The sequence below is a fragment of the Stenotrophomonas sp. P5_A9 genome, from assembly GCF_056400525.1.
This window is the reverse complement of record NZ_JBFULC010000005.1, coordinates 36813-52672: the sequence shown is the minus strand read 5'-3', so window position 1 is coordinate 52672 and position 15860 is coordinate 36813. Positions and strand designations below refer to the sequence as shown.

At 66.8% G+C, this 15860-nt stretch carries 16 protein-coding genes; 13 read left to right on the top strand and 3 right to left on the bottom strand.

From position 1 onward, the window contains the following. The first annotated feature begins 202 nt into the window (after nt 1-202). The 12 genes from AC1DR7_RS02975 (at nt 203) to AC1DR7_RS02920 (ending at nt 8701) form a co-directional block, all read left to right on the top strand. Nucleotides 203-1252: a LacI family DNA-binding transcriptional regulator gene (locus AC1DR7_RS02975; protein WP_478051862.1), complete on the top strand. Its 1050-nt coding sequence runs from the start codon at nt 203-205 to the stop codon at nt 1250-1252. A gap of 384 nt (nt 1253-1636) precedes the next feature. Beyond that, a complete protein-coding gene (locus tag AC1DR7_RS02970; RefSeq protein ID WP_478051861.1) occupies nt 1637-3316 on the top strand; it encodes a hypothetical protein in 1680 nt (559 codons plus the stop codon). Nucleotides 3317-3389: 73 nt separating this feature from the next. Then, nucleotides 3390-4340: an NUDIX domain-containing protein gene (locus tag AC1DR7_RS02965; protein ID WP_457319349.1), complete on the top strand. Its 951-nt coding sequence runs from the start codon at nt 3390-3392 to the stop codon at nt 4338-4340. 291 nt (nt 4341-4631) lie between these two features. Then, on the top strand, nt 4632-4922 hold the full coding sequence (locus AC1DR7_RS02960; RefSeq protein ID WP_457319350.1) for a RebB family R body protein: 291 nt from the start codon (nt 4632-4634) through the stop codon (nt 4920-4922). A gap of 44 nt (nt 4923-4966) precedes the next feature. Further along, nucleotides 4967-5236 carry a RebB family R body protein gene (locus tag AC1DR7_RS02955; protein WP_256774348.1) on the top strand — a complete coding sequence of 90 codons (270 nt, stop codon included), beginning with the start codon at nt 4967-4969 and terminating at the stop codon, nt 5234-5236. Nucleotides 5237-5262: 26 nt separating this feature from the next. Beyond that, nucleotides 5263-5529: a RebB family R body protein gene (locus tag AC1DR7_RS02950; RefSeq protein ID WP_256774349.1), complete on the top strand. Its 267-nt coding sequence runs from the start codon at nt 5263-5265 to the stop codon at nt 5527-5529. 61 nt (nt 5530-5590) lie between these two features. Continuing rightward, a complete protein-coding gene (locus AC1DR7_RS02945) occupies nt 5591-5863 on the top strand; it encodes a RebB family R body protein (RefSeq protein WP_005416651.1) in 273 nt (90 codons plus the stop codon). A 70-nt stretch (nt 5864-5933) separates the two neighbouring features. Continuing rightward, entirely contained in the window at nt 5934-6170 is a 237-nt protein-coding gene (locus AC1DR7_RS02940; RefSeq protein ID WP_256774350.1) for a RebB family R body protein, read from the top strand. Continuing rightward, nucleotides 6167-6751 (top strand): RebB family R body protein, encoded by a 585-nt coding sequence (locus tag AC1DR7_RS02935; protein WP_457319351.1) that lies wholly within the window; start codon nt 6167-6169, stop codon nt 6749-6751. Before AC1DR7_RS02940 ends, AC1DR7_RS02935 begins: the two co-directional genes overlap by 4 nt. A gap of 46 nt (nt 6752-6797) precedes the next feature. Further along, nucleotides 6798-7145, top strand: coding sequence for a hypothetical protein (locus tag AC1DR7_RS02930; RefSeq protein WP_256774352.1), 348 nt, complete (start codon nt 6798-6800; stop codon nt 7143-7145). Between the two features lie 21 nt (nt 7146-7166). Beyond that, nucleotides 7167-8237 carry a hypothetical protein gene (locus tag AC1DR7_RS02925; protein WP_478051778.1) on the top strand — a complete coding sequence of 357 codons (1071 nt, stop codon included), beginning with the start codon at nt 7167-7169 and terminating at the stop codon, nt 8235-8237. After that, a complete protein-coding gene (locus AC1DR7_RS02920; protein ID WP_457319724.1) occupies nt 8234-8701 on the top strand; it encodes a hypothetical protein in 468 nt (155 codons plus the stop codon). The genes AC1DR7_RS02925 and AC1DR7_RS02920 overlap by 4 nt, the downstream gene beginning before the upstream one ends. Before the next feature lie 18 nt (nt 8702-8719). Here the strand turns inward: AC1DR7_RS02920 and AC1DR7_RS02915 are convergent, their stop codons facing one another. After that, complete coding sequence (locus tag AC1DR7_RS02915; protein WP_457319726.1) at nt 8720-10261, bottom strand: helix-turn-helix domain-containing protein; 1542 nt, start codon at nt 10259-10261, stop codon at nt 8720-8722. Between the two features lie 666 nt (nt 10262-10927). On the opposite strand from AC1DR7_RS02915, the gene AC1DR7_RS02910 reads away from it, so the two are divergent. Next, nucleotides 10928-12514 carry an SDR family NAD(P)-dependent oxidoreductase gene (locus tag AC1DR7_RS02910; RefSeq protein WP_256774356.1) on the top strand — a complete coding sequence of 529 codons (1587 nt, stop codon included), beginning with the start codon at nt 10928-10930 and terminating at the stop codon, nt 12512-12514. A gap of 31 nt (nt 12515-12545) precedes the next feature. Here the strand turns inward: AC1DR7_RS02910 and AC1DR7_RS02905 are convergent, their stop codons facing one another. Together AC1DR7_RS02905 and AC1DR7_RS02900 are read right to left on the bottom strand one after the other, a co-directional pair. After that, nucleotides 12546-13910, bottom strand: coding sequence for an XAC2610-related protein (locus tag AC1DR7_RS02905; protein WP_478052117.1), 1365 nt, complete (start codon nt 13908-13910; stop codon nt 12546-12548). Next, a complete protein-coding gene (locus AC1DR7_RS02900) occupies nt 13910-15784 on the bottom strand; it encodes an XVIPCD domain-containing protein (protein WP_478052712.1) in 1875 nt (624 codons plus the stop codon). The genes AC1DR7_RS02905 and AC1DR7_RS02900 overlap by 1 nt, the downstream gene beginning before the upstream one ends. Between the last annotated feature and the right edge of the window lie 76 nt (nt 15785-15860).

Below are 15860 nucleotides of genomic sequence, written 5' to 3'. Positions count from 1 at the left end.
CTTTCAGGCTTGCCAGAACAGCCGCGTGGTAAAGGGGGGGGCACCCGCTGGCCTTACACCGGCTCAGTGGTAGCGCTACCATCACGTCACGGGCGCAGACTAATCATCCAGGGTTGCGCTTGTCATCATGCAGCGCAGCAAAGGAACCCATTTCTTGAAAAGCAGCCATAAAGTGGTCCGCCGCAAGGCCAGCGCCATCACCATGGATGACGTCGCGGCGCATGCCGGCGTATCTGCCATGACCGTTTCCCGCGTCATCCACGGCCATGCAGGCGTGCGCGAAGACAACCGCGCGCGCGTCATGCGAAGCGTGCGCGACCTGGACTACCGGCCCAACCTGGCCGCAAGCGCGCTGGCCGCGGCGCAACACACCTGCATTGCGCTGATCTACACCAATCCCAGCTCCAGCTACCTGCGCGAACTGCTGGTGGGCGCGCTGCGTGGCTCCACCCGTGCAGCGGCGCAGCTGGTGATCGCCGCGTGGGACGAGCTCGGTGCCAAGGCACGTCGCGAGGCGGCAAGGCGGCTCTCCGGCAGCGTGGCGGGTGTGATTCTTCCGCCACCGCTGTGTGAATCGAAGGCCATCGTCGACGAATTCGTCACCGCCGGCGTTGCCGTGGTGTCCATCGCGTCCAGCCACTTCAGCGACAGGATCTCCTGCGTGCGCATCGATGACCGCCAGGCAAGCCACGACATGGTGTCGCATCTGATCGCCCACGGACATACCCGCATCGGCTACATCACGGGCGATCCGAACCAGACCGCCAGTGCCCATCGCTGGCAGGGCTACCGGGATGCGCTGTCCGACGCCGGCCTCCACTACGACGACGCACTCGTCCAGCCAGGGTACTTCACCTACCGCTCCGGACTGGAGGCAGCCGACCGGTTGTTGACCCTGTCCCAGCCGCCCAGCGCGATCTTCGCCAGCAACGATGACATGGCCTCGGCGGTTGTTTCAGTGGCGCATCGTCGCGGCCTGGAGGTGCCGGGTGATCTTTCGGTGGTGGGGTTCGACGACACCTTCGCGTCGACAATGGTGTGGCCCGAACTCACCACCATCCATCAACCGGTAGCAGAGATGGCCGACACCGCCATCGACATCCTGCTCCGCGAGATCCGCCGCCCACCCTCCCCCGCAGGCGGCACCGTCAACCATGTGCTGGCGCACCGGCTGATCACGCGCGCGTCCGTATCGAGGCCATTGGGAAGTAAATTCGCACTCCCTCAGTACCTTTCCCAGCCTCAACGGTAGCGCCACGCGCCTCATGTAGATGGCCTCATTTGCTGGGATGTCTTCGCCACGCGCCTGCAGGACGGCGCGCCTCTGATGGCGCACGGTTGATCCACTTCGTCATCATCGCATCGCCGCCGTCCTGGCGCCGCCGCAGCCTCTCGGCCCGGCGCAAAGCAACCGCGACCGCCTCGGAACGGACGCCGGCCAGCAGCCAAGGCCAGCACCGCCTGCCCGCCAGCCGCACCATTCGCGGCCCCGATATCGTCAATTCCACCGCATTCGGGCCTATCGGCGCATCGCCGCCGCATTACCCGTCGTTTGCGCCGATTCCTGCCGCCGCATCGTTCCTAGCATGCCCTGAAGCTGACCGTCCCAGGTCAAGCGCCAACACAGGGTGTCCGCATGCTGACCATCACTCCCGACGACATCATCGGATGGACCGTCCGTATCGACCCGCCGGTCGCGGATCTGGTCATGAACAATATCCAGGTCGGCGCCGGCGGCGAGGCGCTGCCTTGGAACACCTACGGACTGGAGATCGAGTTCAGCACGCACGACAGTGCGATATTCGCCTTCACTCACGTGGTGGCCGCAACGCTGCAGCCTGGCGACGCGCAGCCGTGGCGGACCGATGCAGACCCGCTCGCCCTCGGCAACGATCTGCGCAAGGTGGATCTCGCAGAGCCCGGCCCTTGGCGGATCGAGTCCGATTCGGATCACACCTTCGAGCTGGTCAGCCCTCCCCTGCGCTTTGACACCCTCCGGAACGCCTACCGGTTCAAGGCCGAACTGGCCAAGATCCTGACCGAGTCGGTGGCCGTTCGAGCACCGCAGGACGACGGCGACATGGAGGAGGACGACGCCATTGTCGCCACCACGTTCGCTGACTGGCAGCAACGCTTCACCCCCCAGCTGCGCGGGCTTCTCATCCGGGCGGTGCGTGATGGGCACCTGCGCCTTACACCCCGTGCCGACGATGGCGTGCCGCTGGCACCGGCCACCTGCACCTGTGCAGCGTGGGGCGACGTCGGCAATGCCATCAACGTCTACAACGTTGATGACGGCATCAACATTCCTGCCGCCCGTTACCGCCATCAGCTGCGGCAGCACGACTGGGGCGGCTACACACCTGCCGTCATCCTCGCCAAGTACAGCAAGTTCTGGTCCAGCGGCTTCTCCTCGCAGATGAATCTGCCGATGACCTTGTGCGGCTACTTCCTTTACATGCTGCGCAAGACCTGCATGCCCGACTACGACGCGCTGTTCGACGGCAACGATGAGACCCGGCGACTGCGAGGCGAGCGCCACAACCGCAAGCTGGGCCTTTGGTACTGGCGACACGTGCTGCTGCGTGCCTGCTGCAGTTACATCCTCAACGTGCGCGGCCTGGACCGAGCCCATGCGCTGGATGCCGATCAGTTGCCCAAGTGCGCCCTGCTCCACGTGGTGGCCAGCAAGGTCCTGACCGGTGCCATGGCGTGCCTGAGCGAGCCGTTGCAGCTGCAGATGCAACGCGAGGCCTGGAATGCCAGTTCCACCCAGGCCATCGACGCCGATCAGGGCGAGACGTTGAGCGGCCACGCGCGCGACTGGGCGCCCTACCACAGCGCGCTTAAAGACCTCACCGGGCTCTGGTTGAAGGCGTCGTTGATGGACGTGTTGCAGACCCAGGACATGGCGCTCTACCGGTGGGCAGTACTGAACCTGCCGACCGTATTGCGCGAACGTTGGATATGGGACTACGCGCTGGAAGACTGGACGATTCTGGAGCGGCTGGAGCCGCTTCGCAAAAATCTCGAGTGGAACGATCTGGACTTTTTCAATCGCCACAGCAAGCGCGCCGAATTGTGCAACCGCGTGCAGCAGGTGGCCGAAGCACTCGCAAACCATCTGGACGGCCTGAACCCGAACGGCCGGGTGCTTGATCCGCTGCCGCCCCGCAACCAACGGCGCTTCCTCGAACGCGACGGCGTACCGCCGTGGGAAGCCCGTTACGACACGATGTATGACCCCATCACCACCGACGCCGACGGCAACGCGCTGCAGTCGGCCCGTTACCTGGTTGAACACCGCAACAACTGAATGCGCCATGCCCATGCAGCCCGCCGGGTGGTCCGGCGGAGCGCCCATGCTGCCCACCCCGAGGAGAGTCGTGATGACACAAGCCTACGCTGCGGTACGTTCCGGAACGCAATGGTTGATCGCGCGCAAACGCGTCACCAATAGCTGGTGGAGCAGCATTGCCACGCCAGCATTGGTGGTGGAAGCTGCCGCCCTGCTGGCCGCTGCACTCACCTCGCCTGCCCGGGCGGACCTGACCGCCCAGGCGGGCACGCTACTGGTCGATGCCGCTGCCGCAGCGCAATCGGCCTGGGGCAGCACGCCGGCCGCCGCCACCACGCTCAATGCGGTCAGGGATGCCTCGGCACAGGTCGCGACGGCCGCCGGCGCCGACACGGTTCAAGCGCTGCAGGTTGCGCTTCCATCCGTGCTGACGGCGGCGGACCGGGCCTCCAGGACAGCCGGATTCGCTGCCGCGACGCCGCTCGGGACCCCGCCGATCAGCGTTTGGCCCGACGCCGGGCTGGTCGGGCGCATCGCGGCGGCACAGCTGGCGCTGGAAACCTGGATTTCCCAGCGCCCGGAAACGCTCGTCAACCAGGCCGGGCAATGGGCACTGCCGGGCGGGCGCATGGGACTGGGCGAGGCGGCCGAGCCGGCTGCCCGCCGCGAGTTCGCCGAGGAGACGGGCACCCCACTCGGCCCGGAATTTGCAAGGTTCGCACTCGTCGAATTCGGGCCGCGGCCAGGCAGGGTCTCATTCGTGCTGGTCTGCTTCGACGCCCCCCTTGAAGTGGACGCTGGCACCCTGGCGACCCTCAACGCCAACCTGGCCGGACGCCCTGCCATGATGGGCAGGCCCACCGCGACCAGCGTGGCGGACTGGGAACTGGATCGACTGCAGTTGGTCGAGCAGGCCGACATCTGCAACGTCCTGGGGGTCCAGCAGAGCGTCGTCCTGCCGCAGGTCCCGCAAGCAGGGTCGCAGTCCATCGACTGGTATGCCGCGATCGCGCGTTACATCGCGGGGCTTCCCGTTCCCTGAGCCCAGCATCGCCATACCTCCCGCAGCGGGGCTGCCCCGGGTTTTCCACCCCGGCGCAGCCCCGCTGCGTTTCAGGTCCCGCGCCTCTTGCGGGGCGCCCTGCACCCACCCGCGTTTTCCCCGTGTTGCGGCGCCCTCTTTCACGCCAGATCCGCCGTATTCTTCGTCGATTCCACCAATCCACGCCGCCGCGATGTTTCTACTCTGCATACACGGTGACGCACAGACACTTCGGCGCAATGCACCGTGACACTGGACCCCAGGCAGTTCCATCTTTCATAGGAGCAGAACATGGCATTTCCAACCGCGGTAAACGACCAGATCACCGATTCGGTTACCCAGGTCAATACCAAGGTGCTGGGCGACGCGCCCGCCATCGCGGTGGGCAACCTCTACCAGGCCACCTCGCAGGCGTTGGCCAACGCCGCCCACAACGCTACCAACGCCCAGCAACAGTCGTATGTGACCGCGCAGTCGGCCACCACCATGGGCGTGGCCACGCTGTACTCGATCGATACCGCCAGCACCGCTGTGGCTACCAAGGAAATCTTCAGCACCCGCGTGCGCGGGCTCGGTTCCTGATCCGGTTTGATTGCTGTTGATCCGCCACCCTCAAGGAGCACGACATGGCATTCCCGACGTCCGTCAACGACCAGATCACCGATTCGGTCACCCAGGCCAACACCAAAGTGCTCGGCGATGCGCCGGCCATCGCAATGGGCAACCTCTACCAGGCTACCGCGCAGGCGCTGGCCAACGCCGCCCACAACGCCACCAACGCGCAGCAGCAGTCCTACGTGACGGCGCAGGCAGCCACCACGATGGGCGTGGCCACCCTGTATTCGATCGACACGGCCACCACCGGCGTGGCCACCAAACAGATCCTCGGCGCTTGACGCGCCGCCGGGCAAGGAGCTGACCCATGGCATTTCCAACCGCTGTGAATGACCAGGTCACCGACTCGGTCACCCAGGCCAACCTCCAGGTGCTGGGGGTTGCCCCTGCCACGGCCATGGGCAGCCTCTACCAGGCCACGGCGCAGGCACTGGCCAACGCCGCCCACAACGCAACCCTCGCCCAGCAGCAGATGTATGTCACGGCGCAGGCCGCGACCACGATGGGCGTTTCACTGCTCTATGCAGTCGATACCGGCGCCACCGGCGCCGCCACCCGGAAGACGTTCGGCTGATCGCAGTGATGGCCGCCAGTCTCCGTTTCCGTAGCTTCGTCCACCCCAAGGAGTCTTCACCATGGCATTCCCTACCGCCGTCAACAGCCAGATCACCGACTCGGTGTCGCAGGTCAACACCAAGGTTCTTGGTGATGCACCGGCCATCGCAATGGGCAACCTGTTCGTGGCCACCAGCCAGGCGTTGTCCAACGCCGCGCACAACGCGACCAACAACCAACAGCAGTCCTACGTGACCATGCAGGCCTCGACCACCCAGGGGGTGTCGACCTTGTATGCGATCGACACCGCCTCCAACGGCGTGGCCACCCGCGAAATCCTGGGTCTGCGCTGACGTGTCGGTCCGGCGTGACGCCCACCGCGGCGCCCCGAGCCTGGGTGGCGTCACGTCGGACCTCTGATCCATGGCCGCCTCGCCCGCCATTGCCTACCTGCTGGAAGCCACCAGCGCGGAGTCGGCCCTGGCGATCGCGTTGGCGCCTTCATTCGCGATGTCGGCCACCTATCTTGCGATGGCCGACTCACTCGGCCTGGCGATGCAGAACGCCGTGGCCAACCAGCAGCGCGGCCAGGTCACGGCAGGCGCGAGCCTCGCCCAGGTGCTGGCCCTGATCATCCAGAAGGGAGCGGTTCCATCATGATCAACGACAACACGGTCAACACCCAGATGGTCGACAGCGTCAGCACGCTGGCAGCCCTGACCACCGGCCAGGCCGCTTCGCAGGCGTTTGGCATGCTGGATGTAGTGATGCTTGAGACGCTGGGTACGGCCATGCACAACGCGGTCAACCGCCAGCAGGGCGGCGGCATGGTCAGCGCCGCGGCGGTCACGGCCACGTGTGCGAAAATGATCAACGCCCCGTTCCCCGCGCCGCCTCCCCCGCCGCCGCCGCCACCGCCGACGCCGCCCAATGTCCTCCCGCTTCCCGGCCCGCAGCCCACGCCGCCTTCGCCGGCGGCGGTGATTGCGGCAGCCACCAATGAAGGAATGACCGCCATCGGCATCCTGCAGGCACAGACCCATGGTGCCAGCGCCGATGCAGCGACCGCCGCTGCCAACCTGCATACACTCGAAGTGCTTGCAGCAGGTACGTCGGCGTCCGCGCCCGGTCCCGTGCCCGACCCTGCGCCCGGTCCGGACCCGGCCGTGGGTCCCGCCCCGGATTCCGCGCCTGCCCCCTCCCGCCACGCCGATCCAGGCGACGCGGATGCCCGCCCCTGAACACCGGTAACAGCGCACCCCTGCGCATGTCCTTGGAGGAGTTCTTATGGACCCGAGCAACGTCAACGCCCAGGTCATCGACGTCATCAACCAGGTGCAGACCGCCACCATGAGCCCCCAGGTGGTGCTCACCAGCGGCGCGGGCAAGGCCTACCAGTCGGTGGCCCAGTCGGCGGCGATCGCCGTGCAGGACGCCGCCGATGCGCTGCGCAACGTCTCCACCATCGCCACCACCGCGGCGGGCGTGGCCATGGCCCAGTACCTGGCCACGGGCGACGAAAAATATGCAAAAGTGCTCAATCAGGCGCAATCGATGATGCAGGGGGCGACGGAGGATTTCAATCGCGTCGGTACCGCCGCCGCATCCGTACTCAAAGGATTTCCGGCCGGTTGAGGCCCCCAAGGAGAACCGCAGATGAGTCTTTTCGTTGCTGGTCGTTCCATTCCCCACCTCGGCCTGCTCAGCAGTATGTGCCGGCAGGTGCTGACCCTTGTCGATGGCGGCCAGCCCTGGTTGCAGTGGGCCATCGATGCCCACGAGCATCGCTATCACTTCGCCGACGAAAGCATGCTGCTGGATGGCATCCAGCAGGGCCTGCACGGCTCTCGTCTGGCCTGGCTGCCGCAGACCGGCCTGCAGGTGAGTCCGATCAAACTGCTCAGCCTGGGCGGGGAAGATATCGACACGCTGTACCGGGTGGAGCATGGCGAACACGGCAGCGCTCTGGCCGACAGCGTGCAGCGCTTGCTGTCGCGGCATTCCCTTGTCAGCAACGCTGCGCTGCAGTCCTACCGTCCTTTCCTGGCAGCCGTCGGTGGCGCCGATGCGCCGCTGCTGCAGCAGTTGGATTTCCGCGAAAGCCTTGCGCTTTGGCAGCTGGCCGCCGAACAGGGGCCGCAGCTCCCCAGCGGAGCGACCCGAGGGGAGGCAGCGGACTTCGCACTGCAGCACGCACGGCGACCGATCGAGTTCTGCGATTACTACCGCTTCTACCTGCGCACCCAGCACACCGCCGCAACCGCCGAGCAGCGGCTGGAGCGCGCCACGCACGCGCTGCAGATCCTGCTGCCCATGCTGTTCGGTGCGCTGGACGGGCCACAGCTGCCGCGCCTGCCGGCGCCTGAAGAAGTGCGCCAGGCCATCGCCGAGACACTGGAGGCAGGACGACCGGTTGGCTTCGCACGGATCTCCCTGGCCGCCCAGCAGGTCGCGGTAGCCCTGCATGGAATGCCCCTGGATCACGAGACCATCCGCGAGGCAGCGCGCCGGCAGATGCGCGAAGCCCAGGCCTTTCTCAACGAACACCCGGTCCATCGTGGGCGGCTGGGCCAGGACGGCGCCAGCGTGCAGTTCCCGATCGAGGCCTCGCGGCAGCGAGCGGTGGTGCAGGTGGAAGACAACATCATCACCCTGGCGCAGTACAACCGGCTGCTCGGCGATGACGCATCCGAAGCGATGCTCGGTTACCAGGCCAGTTCGGCGTGACGATCGTGGCGCCGTCGCACGGGCCGGAGCACGCGTGCACGTCGTTGGCTGCGGCGGCCGGTGACGCGGTTGTCGCCGGCCGGCAAGCCGCGCGACTACAGGCCGATCAGATCCTGGCCAGCGCGCAGACCGCGCTGCGCCATCTCCTGGGTGCCCGCGCTGGCGGGCACCCTTCCTCTTCCCCAGACGGAGCCATCCCGATGACCTTCCCGACCCCGCTTCCTTCGCCACCGGACGGTGGCCGCCCCCCCCACAAAAGCCCGATGGAGATCGCACAGGAACTGGCTGAAGCGGCGATGGCGGCCACCGAGCAGTCCATTCGCGCGGCGATGGAAGCCTCCCAACATGCGATCGAAGCCGCCAACGAAGCGGCTCGCCGGGCAGATGCCGCCGCCGAAGACGCTGTTCGCCGCGCTACCGAAGCCGCCGCCGAGGACGACGCAAAGTGGGAACAGCGCCGCTAGGCCGCTTGACCAGGAGCATTATCCGGCGGGCCTGCGCCGGTAGCTGCGTGGACTGACCCCCACCACCCGCCGGAAGCTTTTCTCGAAATGGCTCAGGTCGCCAAAGCCGACCTGAAGGGCCACATCGGTGATGCGCAGGCGTTGTTCGCTGCGCAGCAACTGTTTGGCATGTTCGATCCGCAACTGCTGCAACAGCGGCTTGAACGTGGTACCCAGCTCGTTGCGAAACAGGAACCCGAGGTGGGACTGGCTGACGTGTGCCTGCCTGGCGAGGTCGCCCAGGGTGAGCGGTTCGGCCGCGTGGTCTTTGAGATAGGCAAGCGCACGCTTGAGGCCGTCATGCAGACCGTCGTTCAGGCGATCATATGCGGACCGTGGCAGATCGCGGCCTTCGCGCGCGTCTGTGGCCGAGGGATCATCCCCCGCGTCCAGCTCATCCAGCGGGAAGGCGCCGGGGTCGGTCGCCGTCGCTGCGGGCGCCTCGGCGGCGGTCGCCTCCATCGCCCAGGACAGCCCCGGCGCGTGCCGCATCACATCCTCCCTGCGGATCGGACGGCCCGCGGTCATTACCGCCAGCCGCACCACCACCCGCTCCATCTCCAGCAGGTTGCCCGGCCAATCATGGCGACGCAGTATCTCCAGCAATTCCCCACGGATTACCTGGGAATCGAACCCGTGCAGATCCAGAGCGCGGGCGGCCAGTGCGCCGATGTCTTCGACGCGTTCGCGCAAGGGGGGAATATCCACGGTGAGAAACTCCAGGCCGGCCAGCAACGCGCGCGAGAACTGCCGGTCACGCACACGCTGTTCCAGATCTACGCTGCTGGAGGCGATCACCCGGGTGGGCTGCACGGGTCGGGCATCGGCCACAGCGGCATTCAGTCCCTGGATACGGTGCGGAAGTTGCCCCTGCAGGCTTGCCGGCAACTCATCGACCTCATGGAAGTACAACGTGCCGCCCTGCGCACGTGCAAACCACTCGCCGGGCTCACCCAGCGGATGGGCGCAGTTGACCTCGACGAACGGCCCCAACCGTGACGGACCACAGCTGTGCAGGGCCGCGGCAAGCTCTACTTTTTCTGTGCCGAATTCACCGCGTACCAGCACCGGCAGGCTGCTGGCCACGGCGCGTTCGACAAACCCCTCGATCTGCTTCATCGCTTCACACGTACCCACCAGGAGCAGCGGTCGGCTCAGGACGGCTTCTGCCCAGGTCTTGGTTTCGTAGCGTTTTATCAGCTGTGCGCAGCGGTGGGCAAACAATTCACCCAAGGCGAGCGCGGTGTCGTCCAGCAGCCCGCTCTTGCCTTCCAGGTGGAGCTCTCCCAGCACCTCGTCGCCGTAGCGGATGGGTAGCCGCTGCGACGCCGGTAGTTCACGATCACCGACGGTGGCCGGCGTCGTCGCCTGGCCGTCTGCGGCCATTCCGCGCAACCGTACGCGCCCGCCGCGCAATGCCTGGTGCTGCGAAAACTCCTCCACGAACGCACCCAACAGTTCGGGCAACGAGGGGTACGGACGATATGCGCGCTGCAGCATTTCACTGACTTGCCTGTGCATTGAAACTCCCTCTGGATTGGCAACCCGGTGCGAGCACACCAGGCGATCGCACGATAGGTGCCACGCGGCGCCATCGCGGGATGCTGCGATGTCCACGCCACATGCCGCGCCTGCTGGGCGCGGTGCGTTGCCATGACACGGCGCCAGCCGCCCTCTCCCCGGGCGGTCGTGGCGAACATCGATCATCTCCAGACGGGGCCATAATCGAGGTGAGCTATCCGTGATCGAAATCGCCTACCCGAAGCACCAAATATTTGACGCTCAACACGTCGCCGGTGGAATGTCCCGATATTCACGTGAATATGTGGATTGAATCTCACTTTGGCGCGTTTCAACGCCCTGCATGGGTCACGTGGCAACGGAGGCCCGGGGGCAGTCCGTCAAAGTCCCATCGCCCTCTTGCACGTAACGCGCCCCCACACTGCGCGCCAGCCAGGCAGAAAATGGCGACCTGAACGCATTCAGAGCCTCCCCATGGCCCGGCCGTCGGCCGTGCTCCCGCTTCTACACGCCTCCCGCGCGACACCACATTGGCGCCAACACCCCCGGATCGGGGACAATACCCGCCGACCGGACGCCCCGGTCCGCTACAGCACGGACCCGCATCGAGGCGGTCATCGCTCTGCCGTCTGTCGCTGTATCCCCGCCGCTGCTCCCGGATCTGAATTGAATACCATTGCCACTCCCGTCGATGCCGACGACCTCCCCCTGACCGACCGCCTGCGCGCCGCACTGGACCTTCTGGAGGCGATCGAGGCCGATCGCAGCGTGCTCGACACCCTGCCCGACGCCGATCGTGCGCGGCTGCATCAGGTAGTGGCCAAGGTCTATCACCCCGAGCCGAAGGCGCGCCGGCAGATGCTCAAGCAGCAGGCCAAGCAGCGCCACCAGGAAAAGGTGCGCAAGGCCGAGGCCCTGCTCGATCAAACCGGCATCCGCGCCCTGCGGCGCAAGCCGGTGTTCAGCACGCCGAACTACTTCCCGCCGCATGCGGCGGGTCTGCACGATGCGCACAACGGCGAGAACGCCAGCGCAGCGCCTGAACCGGTGCATTCGCCCGAGCTGCGCCATTGCTATGTGTGCAAGCAGAAGTTCACCCAGCTGCATCATTTCTACGACCAGATGTGCCCCACCTGCGCCGAGCTGAACTTCGTCAAGCGCACCGAGACCGCCGACCTGCGCGGCCGCGTGGCGCTGCTGACCGGCGGCCGGGTCAAGATCGGCTACCAGGCCGGGCTGAAGCTGCTGCGTGCGGGTGCCGAGCTGATCGTGACCACGCGCTTCCCGCGCGATTCGGCGGCGCGTTACGCCGAAGAGCCCGACTTCGCCGAGTGGGGCCACCGCCTGCAGGTGTACGGGCTGGACCTGCGCCACACGCCCAGTGTGGAAGCGTTCTGCAGCGAACTGCTGGCCACGCGCACGCGCCTGGATTTCATCATCAACAACGCCTGCCAGACGGTACGCCGCCCGCCGCAGTTCTACGCGCACATGATGGCCGGCGAAACCGCGGCCCTGCATGAGGTGCCCGAGACGCTGCGCCGCCTGATCGGCGATTACGAGGGCCTGCGCAGCGCCGAGCTGCTGGGCGCCACCTCGGCCACGGCGCTGCCGGTGGTACAGGACCAGGGCTTCAACGGTGCCAACGGCCTGACCCGCGCGGCCGAGCTGTCGCAGGTGCCGTTGCTGGATGACGAACTGGTCGGCCAGCAGCACCTGTTCCCCGATGGCCGCCTGGACCAGGACCTGCAGCAGATCGATCTGCGCGGCCGCAATTCGTGGCGCATGCAGATGGACGAAGTGCCATCGGTGGAACTGCTGGAGACCCAGCTGGTCAACGCCATTGCGCCGTTCATCATCAATGCGCGGCTGAAGCCGCTGATGCTGCGCACGCCCGAGCGCGACAAGCACATCGTCAACGTGTCGGCGATGGAGGGGCAGTTCTACCGCAACTTCAAGACCACCCGGCATCCGCATACCAACATGGCCAAGGCCGCGTTGAACATGATGACGCGCACCTCGGCGGCCGATTACCAGAACGACGGCATCCACATGAACAGTGTCGACACCGGCTGGGTGACCGACGAGGATCCGGCCGATCTGGCCGCGAAGAAGGTGGAACAGGAGCGCTTCCATCCGCCGCTGGACATCGTCGATGGCGCCGCGCGCATCGTCGACCCGATCATCCACGGCTTCAACAGCGGCGAGCACGTCTGGGGCCAGTTCCTGAAGGACTACGCCCCCACCGACTGGTGATCGTGGCGGTGGGCGGCAGGCCGGGCCGGGCTCAATGCTCGGCCGGGCTGCGCACCGTGCTGTACGTCATGCGGCCGTTGCGAAGCACGCCGCGCGTGGTGTCGACCGACTCGCCATCGGCGGACAGCGCCTCTTCCCAGCTCTCGAACAATTCCAAGCTGCCGTCACGATACCGGTAGGTTTCCGAGGCGTGCGCGCAGCAGCCGTTGCGCGCGGAAGAGGTCACGGTGCGCTGCGCCGCATTGATGGACAGCTGTGGCATGCCTGACAAGGTGGAGTCGTAGACAAAGTTCTGCGAGGCCGGGTCGAACAGAAACACGTTGTCGGTGCTGTTTGGTCCCGCGCCGCCGGACATCCCCGGCACCAGGATGTCCGGGTGGCCGTCGAAGTTGGCATCCACCAGTTGCAGCACGTCCCCTGCTCCACCGATGGGATCGGCATCGAAATCGCGCAGGATCTGCACGCGCTTGCCGGTGGTGGCGTCCAGAACGTCGATGGCGCTCAGCACCCGTTGCGGGTCGTCGTCATCGCTGTCGTTGCGCTCGAAGCCCAGCCGGAACCGGAACGCCGGCGTCACCGCCGTCTGCGCGACCCACTCCGGTCGAGACAACGCATCGCGGTCGATCCAGCCTGACGCAGTGCTGCCGTCCGATGCGATGCGTTCGATCTGGAACCATGCCGGCGTGCGCGATACCACCGCGAGATAGCTGCCTGCTTTCAGCGGCTCGCCCGCACGGGTCGCCAACGGCTCAGCCTGCGCAACCACGTCGATAGGCAGATACAACACATCGGAATAGTCACGCGCCTGCTGTAGCACGAAGCGATCACGCGGATGGATCACCTCGTAATGGGTGACGCTGCGACCGTAAGCCTCGGGGGCACAGACGTCGCTGATCGCGCAGGCCCCGACCTCATCGGCGGTGGGTTTGCGCTGCGGCGGGATGTGCTCGGTGCCGGTGGCACGCTTGCGATCGTTCCAGCGCACAGTGAACTGGGTGGTGCTCCAGTCGAACGCGGCTTCGCTGCCATCGCCATTGATGTTGGTGCGACAGTAGGGCTGCGCGTCGGAGCGGTCGTTCCAATCAGGGAAGGCATAGGCCGGGCAGAGCCTGTTCTCGCCGTTGATGTCGTAGCGATAGCCCGGGTCGGTGACGAATACCAGCGTGTTCCGCTGCCCCTGCGGATCGCGCGATACGAAGGCAACGCGCACCTTGGCGCTGGCGGGAATCGCATGCGCGAAGCGCTGCTTGAACGCCTCGCCTGGGGCTGGCGTGGCCGGGGCAGCCTGCAACCACGCGTCCGGGTCCAGCCGATAGATGCCCGGCTGCAGCAGTTCTGCAGCCGGTGCGCCGGCGCTGGCCAGGGCAACGGCCAGCGCGGCCCACGGATGCGTCATCAGCGCGACATCCCCTGCGCCTGCGACTGCACACGCTCTTCCACCTGCTGCTGTTCGGCCTGCGCGTCGCGTACGTGCGCGGGCGCCACCTCCTGCAGTGCGCGCACATGCTCACCCACCGGCGTGGCAAGCGCTTCGCTGGTCTCGGCACGGGCCAGCTTGCGGTCCGCCGCATGCGGCTCGCCCTGCACGGCGAACGCGTACTGGCCGCCGTCGCTGAGCTGCGCCTGGTCGATCCGCTCCAGACCTTCTCGGCGTGCCGCCACCACCAATCCCATGTACAGACGCTCGCTCATCGCATCGGGCTGACGGCCCATGCCCTGATCCAGCGCCCCCACTGCGTTCTGGCTCTGCCGCATCAACCCGTGATCGGGGCTGTCGGCATGGCGCGGATCCTGCGGCAGCAGCGGCGACGGTGCGGGCAGGTCGCGCAGGCGCGGGCTGTCCACGCTGGCGGCGATCGGCTCGAAGCCCTTGCGCGGGTCGCCGTCGGCGGCGTTGGAAAGATGGAACAGGCGTTCGGCCATGCCATAGGCGGACTGGCCCTGCAGGCGTGCCAGCGTGGTGGCGAAGGCGTCCACGTCCTGCTGCGGCTGGCCGTGGCCATCTTCGGCCAACAACCGCCAGCGCGGGTCGGCGGTGGGGTGGTCCTGCACCATGGCCTGGGTCTGCTGCATCAGCGTGCGCATCTGCGCCTCGCTGAAGCCCAGGGTGAGGGTGTCGCCGGCCTGCACCGGCCCGGCGCGCCGGGTGTCGCCGGTCAGCGCGGTGTTGAGCATGCCGGCGATCTGTTGGGCCTGCGGCGCGTTGCGCAGGTCGAACTGGAACTCGTAGCGGCGCGCGTCGACATTCTCCTGGCCGTCGGCGGCATGCACGCTGAGCCGGGTCATGGGCACGTTGTCACTGTATTCCACGCGGCGCGCATCCACATGGCTGCCATCCTCGAAGCGCGTTCGCACCACGTCGCCGCTGTTGCGCGCACCGCCCAGATCGGCACTGAAGCTCTCACCCACGCCCACCTTCAGCCGCGTCTGCGAGCTCATGCCCAGCCGTTCGACGGTGGCGACCGCGTCCACGCCCGGCGTCTGCGCGGCGATTTCGCCGGTACCGACAAAGTGCGCGTAGGCGGCCTGGCCATCGGGCTGGCCAAGGTCGAACGTTGCGGTCTTCAGCGTGGATTGCCCCAGCGCATCCTGGCGGCCGAGCATGGCATTGACACCGCCAGCCGATACGCCCAGGCCGTTGAATGCCGACACGGCCTGGTTGGGCCCCATGGTCACGCGCACATGCCCGGCATCGAGGCGGTCCACGCGATAGCTCGCGCCCGAGGCCTCGGTGAGCTGGGTCTGGGTGGCGATGTGGCGGAAGCTGGCGTCCAGCGCAGTGCCCTGGAACGCCTGGGCATCGAGCGTGACGCGGCCACCGACGGGAATCGTGGTGGGCGTGAACGGGTCCACCTTCGCCGCATCGACCGCATCGCTGCCGGCCGGCAGGCTGACCAGGTAGCGCCCGCGTACACCGGCGGTGGTGGCCGTCTCGGCGGCCGCGCCACGGCTCGATCCACCCCCCACCTCCGCGCGTGCGCCCGCCGAGCGCTCCATCTGCACCTGATAGTTCACCAGGCCGTCGGCGCTCGCGTGCGTGAAGGTCACCGCCTGAGCCTGCGTCTGCGCCGTGGAGCCCACCTTGGCCACGTCCCGCTCGATGGCGCCCTTGACCGCGCCATCGCCCGGATTCCAGGTGATCGAGCCGTTGCCCACTGCGGCGCGGTACTCACTGTTGGCGGACGCGTAATCGGGATTGAAGGCGACCTCGGCGGCGGTTCGATGCTGCGCGATGCTGGCTGCATCGTCCTTGTCTGCTGCGGCATTCATTGCCGTGTCCTCATTGCTTGAAGCCCTCAATTGTAGAGGGGACGCCTTAAAATGAGGTCCACGACGCAACGCGGCG

Coding starts and splice junctions, on each gene's coding strand:
- AC1DR7_RS02930 (WP_256774352.1), top strand. CDS start 6,798: ATGGACCCGAGCAACGTCAACGCCCAGGTCATCGACGTCATCAACCAG.
- AC1DR7_RS02925 (WP_478051778.1), top strand. CDS start 7,167: ATGAGTCTTTTCGTTGCTGGTCGTTCCATTCCCCACCTCGGCCTGCTC.
- AC1DR7_RS02900 (WP_478052712.1), bottom strand. CDS start 15,784: ATGAATGCCGCAGCAGACAAGGACGATGCAGCCAGCATCGCGCAGCAT.
- AC1DR7_RS02905 (WP_478052117.1), bottom strand. CDS start 13,910: ATGACGCATCCGTGGGCCGCGCTGGCCGTTGCCCTGGCCAGCGCCGGC.
- AC1DR7_RS02960 (WP_457319350.1), top strand. CDS start 4,632: ATGGCATTTCCAACCGCGGTAAACGACCAGATCACCGATTCGGTTACC.
- AC1DR7_RS02945 (WP_005416651.1), top strand. CDS start 5,591: ATGGCATTCCCTACCGCCGTCAACAGCCAGATCACCGACTCGGTGTCG.
- AC1DR7_RS02975 (WP_478051862.1), top strand. CDS start 203: ATGGATGACGTCGCGGCGCATGCCGGCGTATCTGCCATGACCGTTTCC.
- AC1DR7_RS02940 (WP_256774350.1), top strand. CDS start 5,934: ATGGCCGCCTCGCCCGCCATTGCCTACCTGCTGGAAGCCACCAGCGCG.
- AC1DR7_RS02950 (WP_256774349.1), top strand. CDS start 5,263: ATGGCATTTCCAACCGCTGTGAATGACCAGGTCACCGACTCGGTCACC.
- AC1DR7_RS02915 (WP_457319726.1), bottom strand. CDS start 10,261: ATGCACAGGCAAGTCAGTGAAATGCTGCAGCGCGCATATCGTCCGTAC.
- AC1DR7_RS02955 (WP_256774348.1), top strand. CDS start 4,967: ATGGCATTCCCGACGTCCGTCAACGACCAGATCACCGATTCGGTCACC.
- AC1DR7_RS02935 (WP_457319351.1), top strand. CDS start 6,167: ATGATCAACGACAACACGGTCAACACCCAGATGGTCGACAGCGTCAGC.
- AC1DR7_RS02965 (WP_457319349.1), top strand. CDS start 3,390: ATGACACAAGCCTACGCTGCGGTACGTTCCGGAACGCAATGGTTGATC.
- AC1DR7_RS02970 (WP_478051861.1), top strand. CDS start 1,637: ATGCTGACCATCACTCCCGACGACATCATCGGATGGACCGTCCGTATC.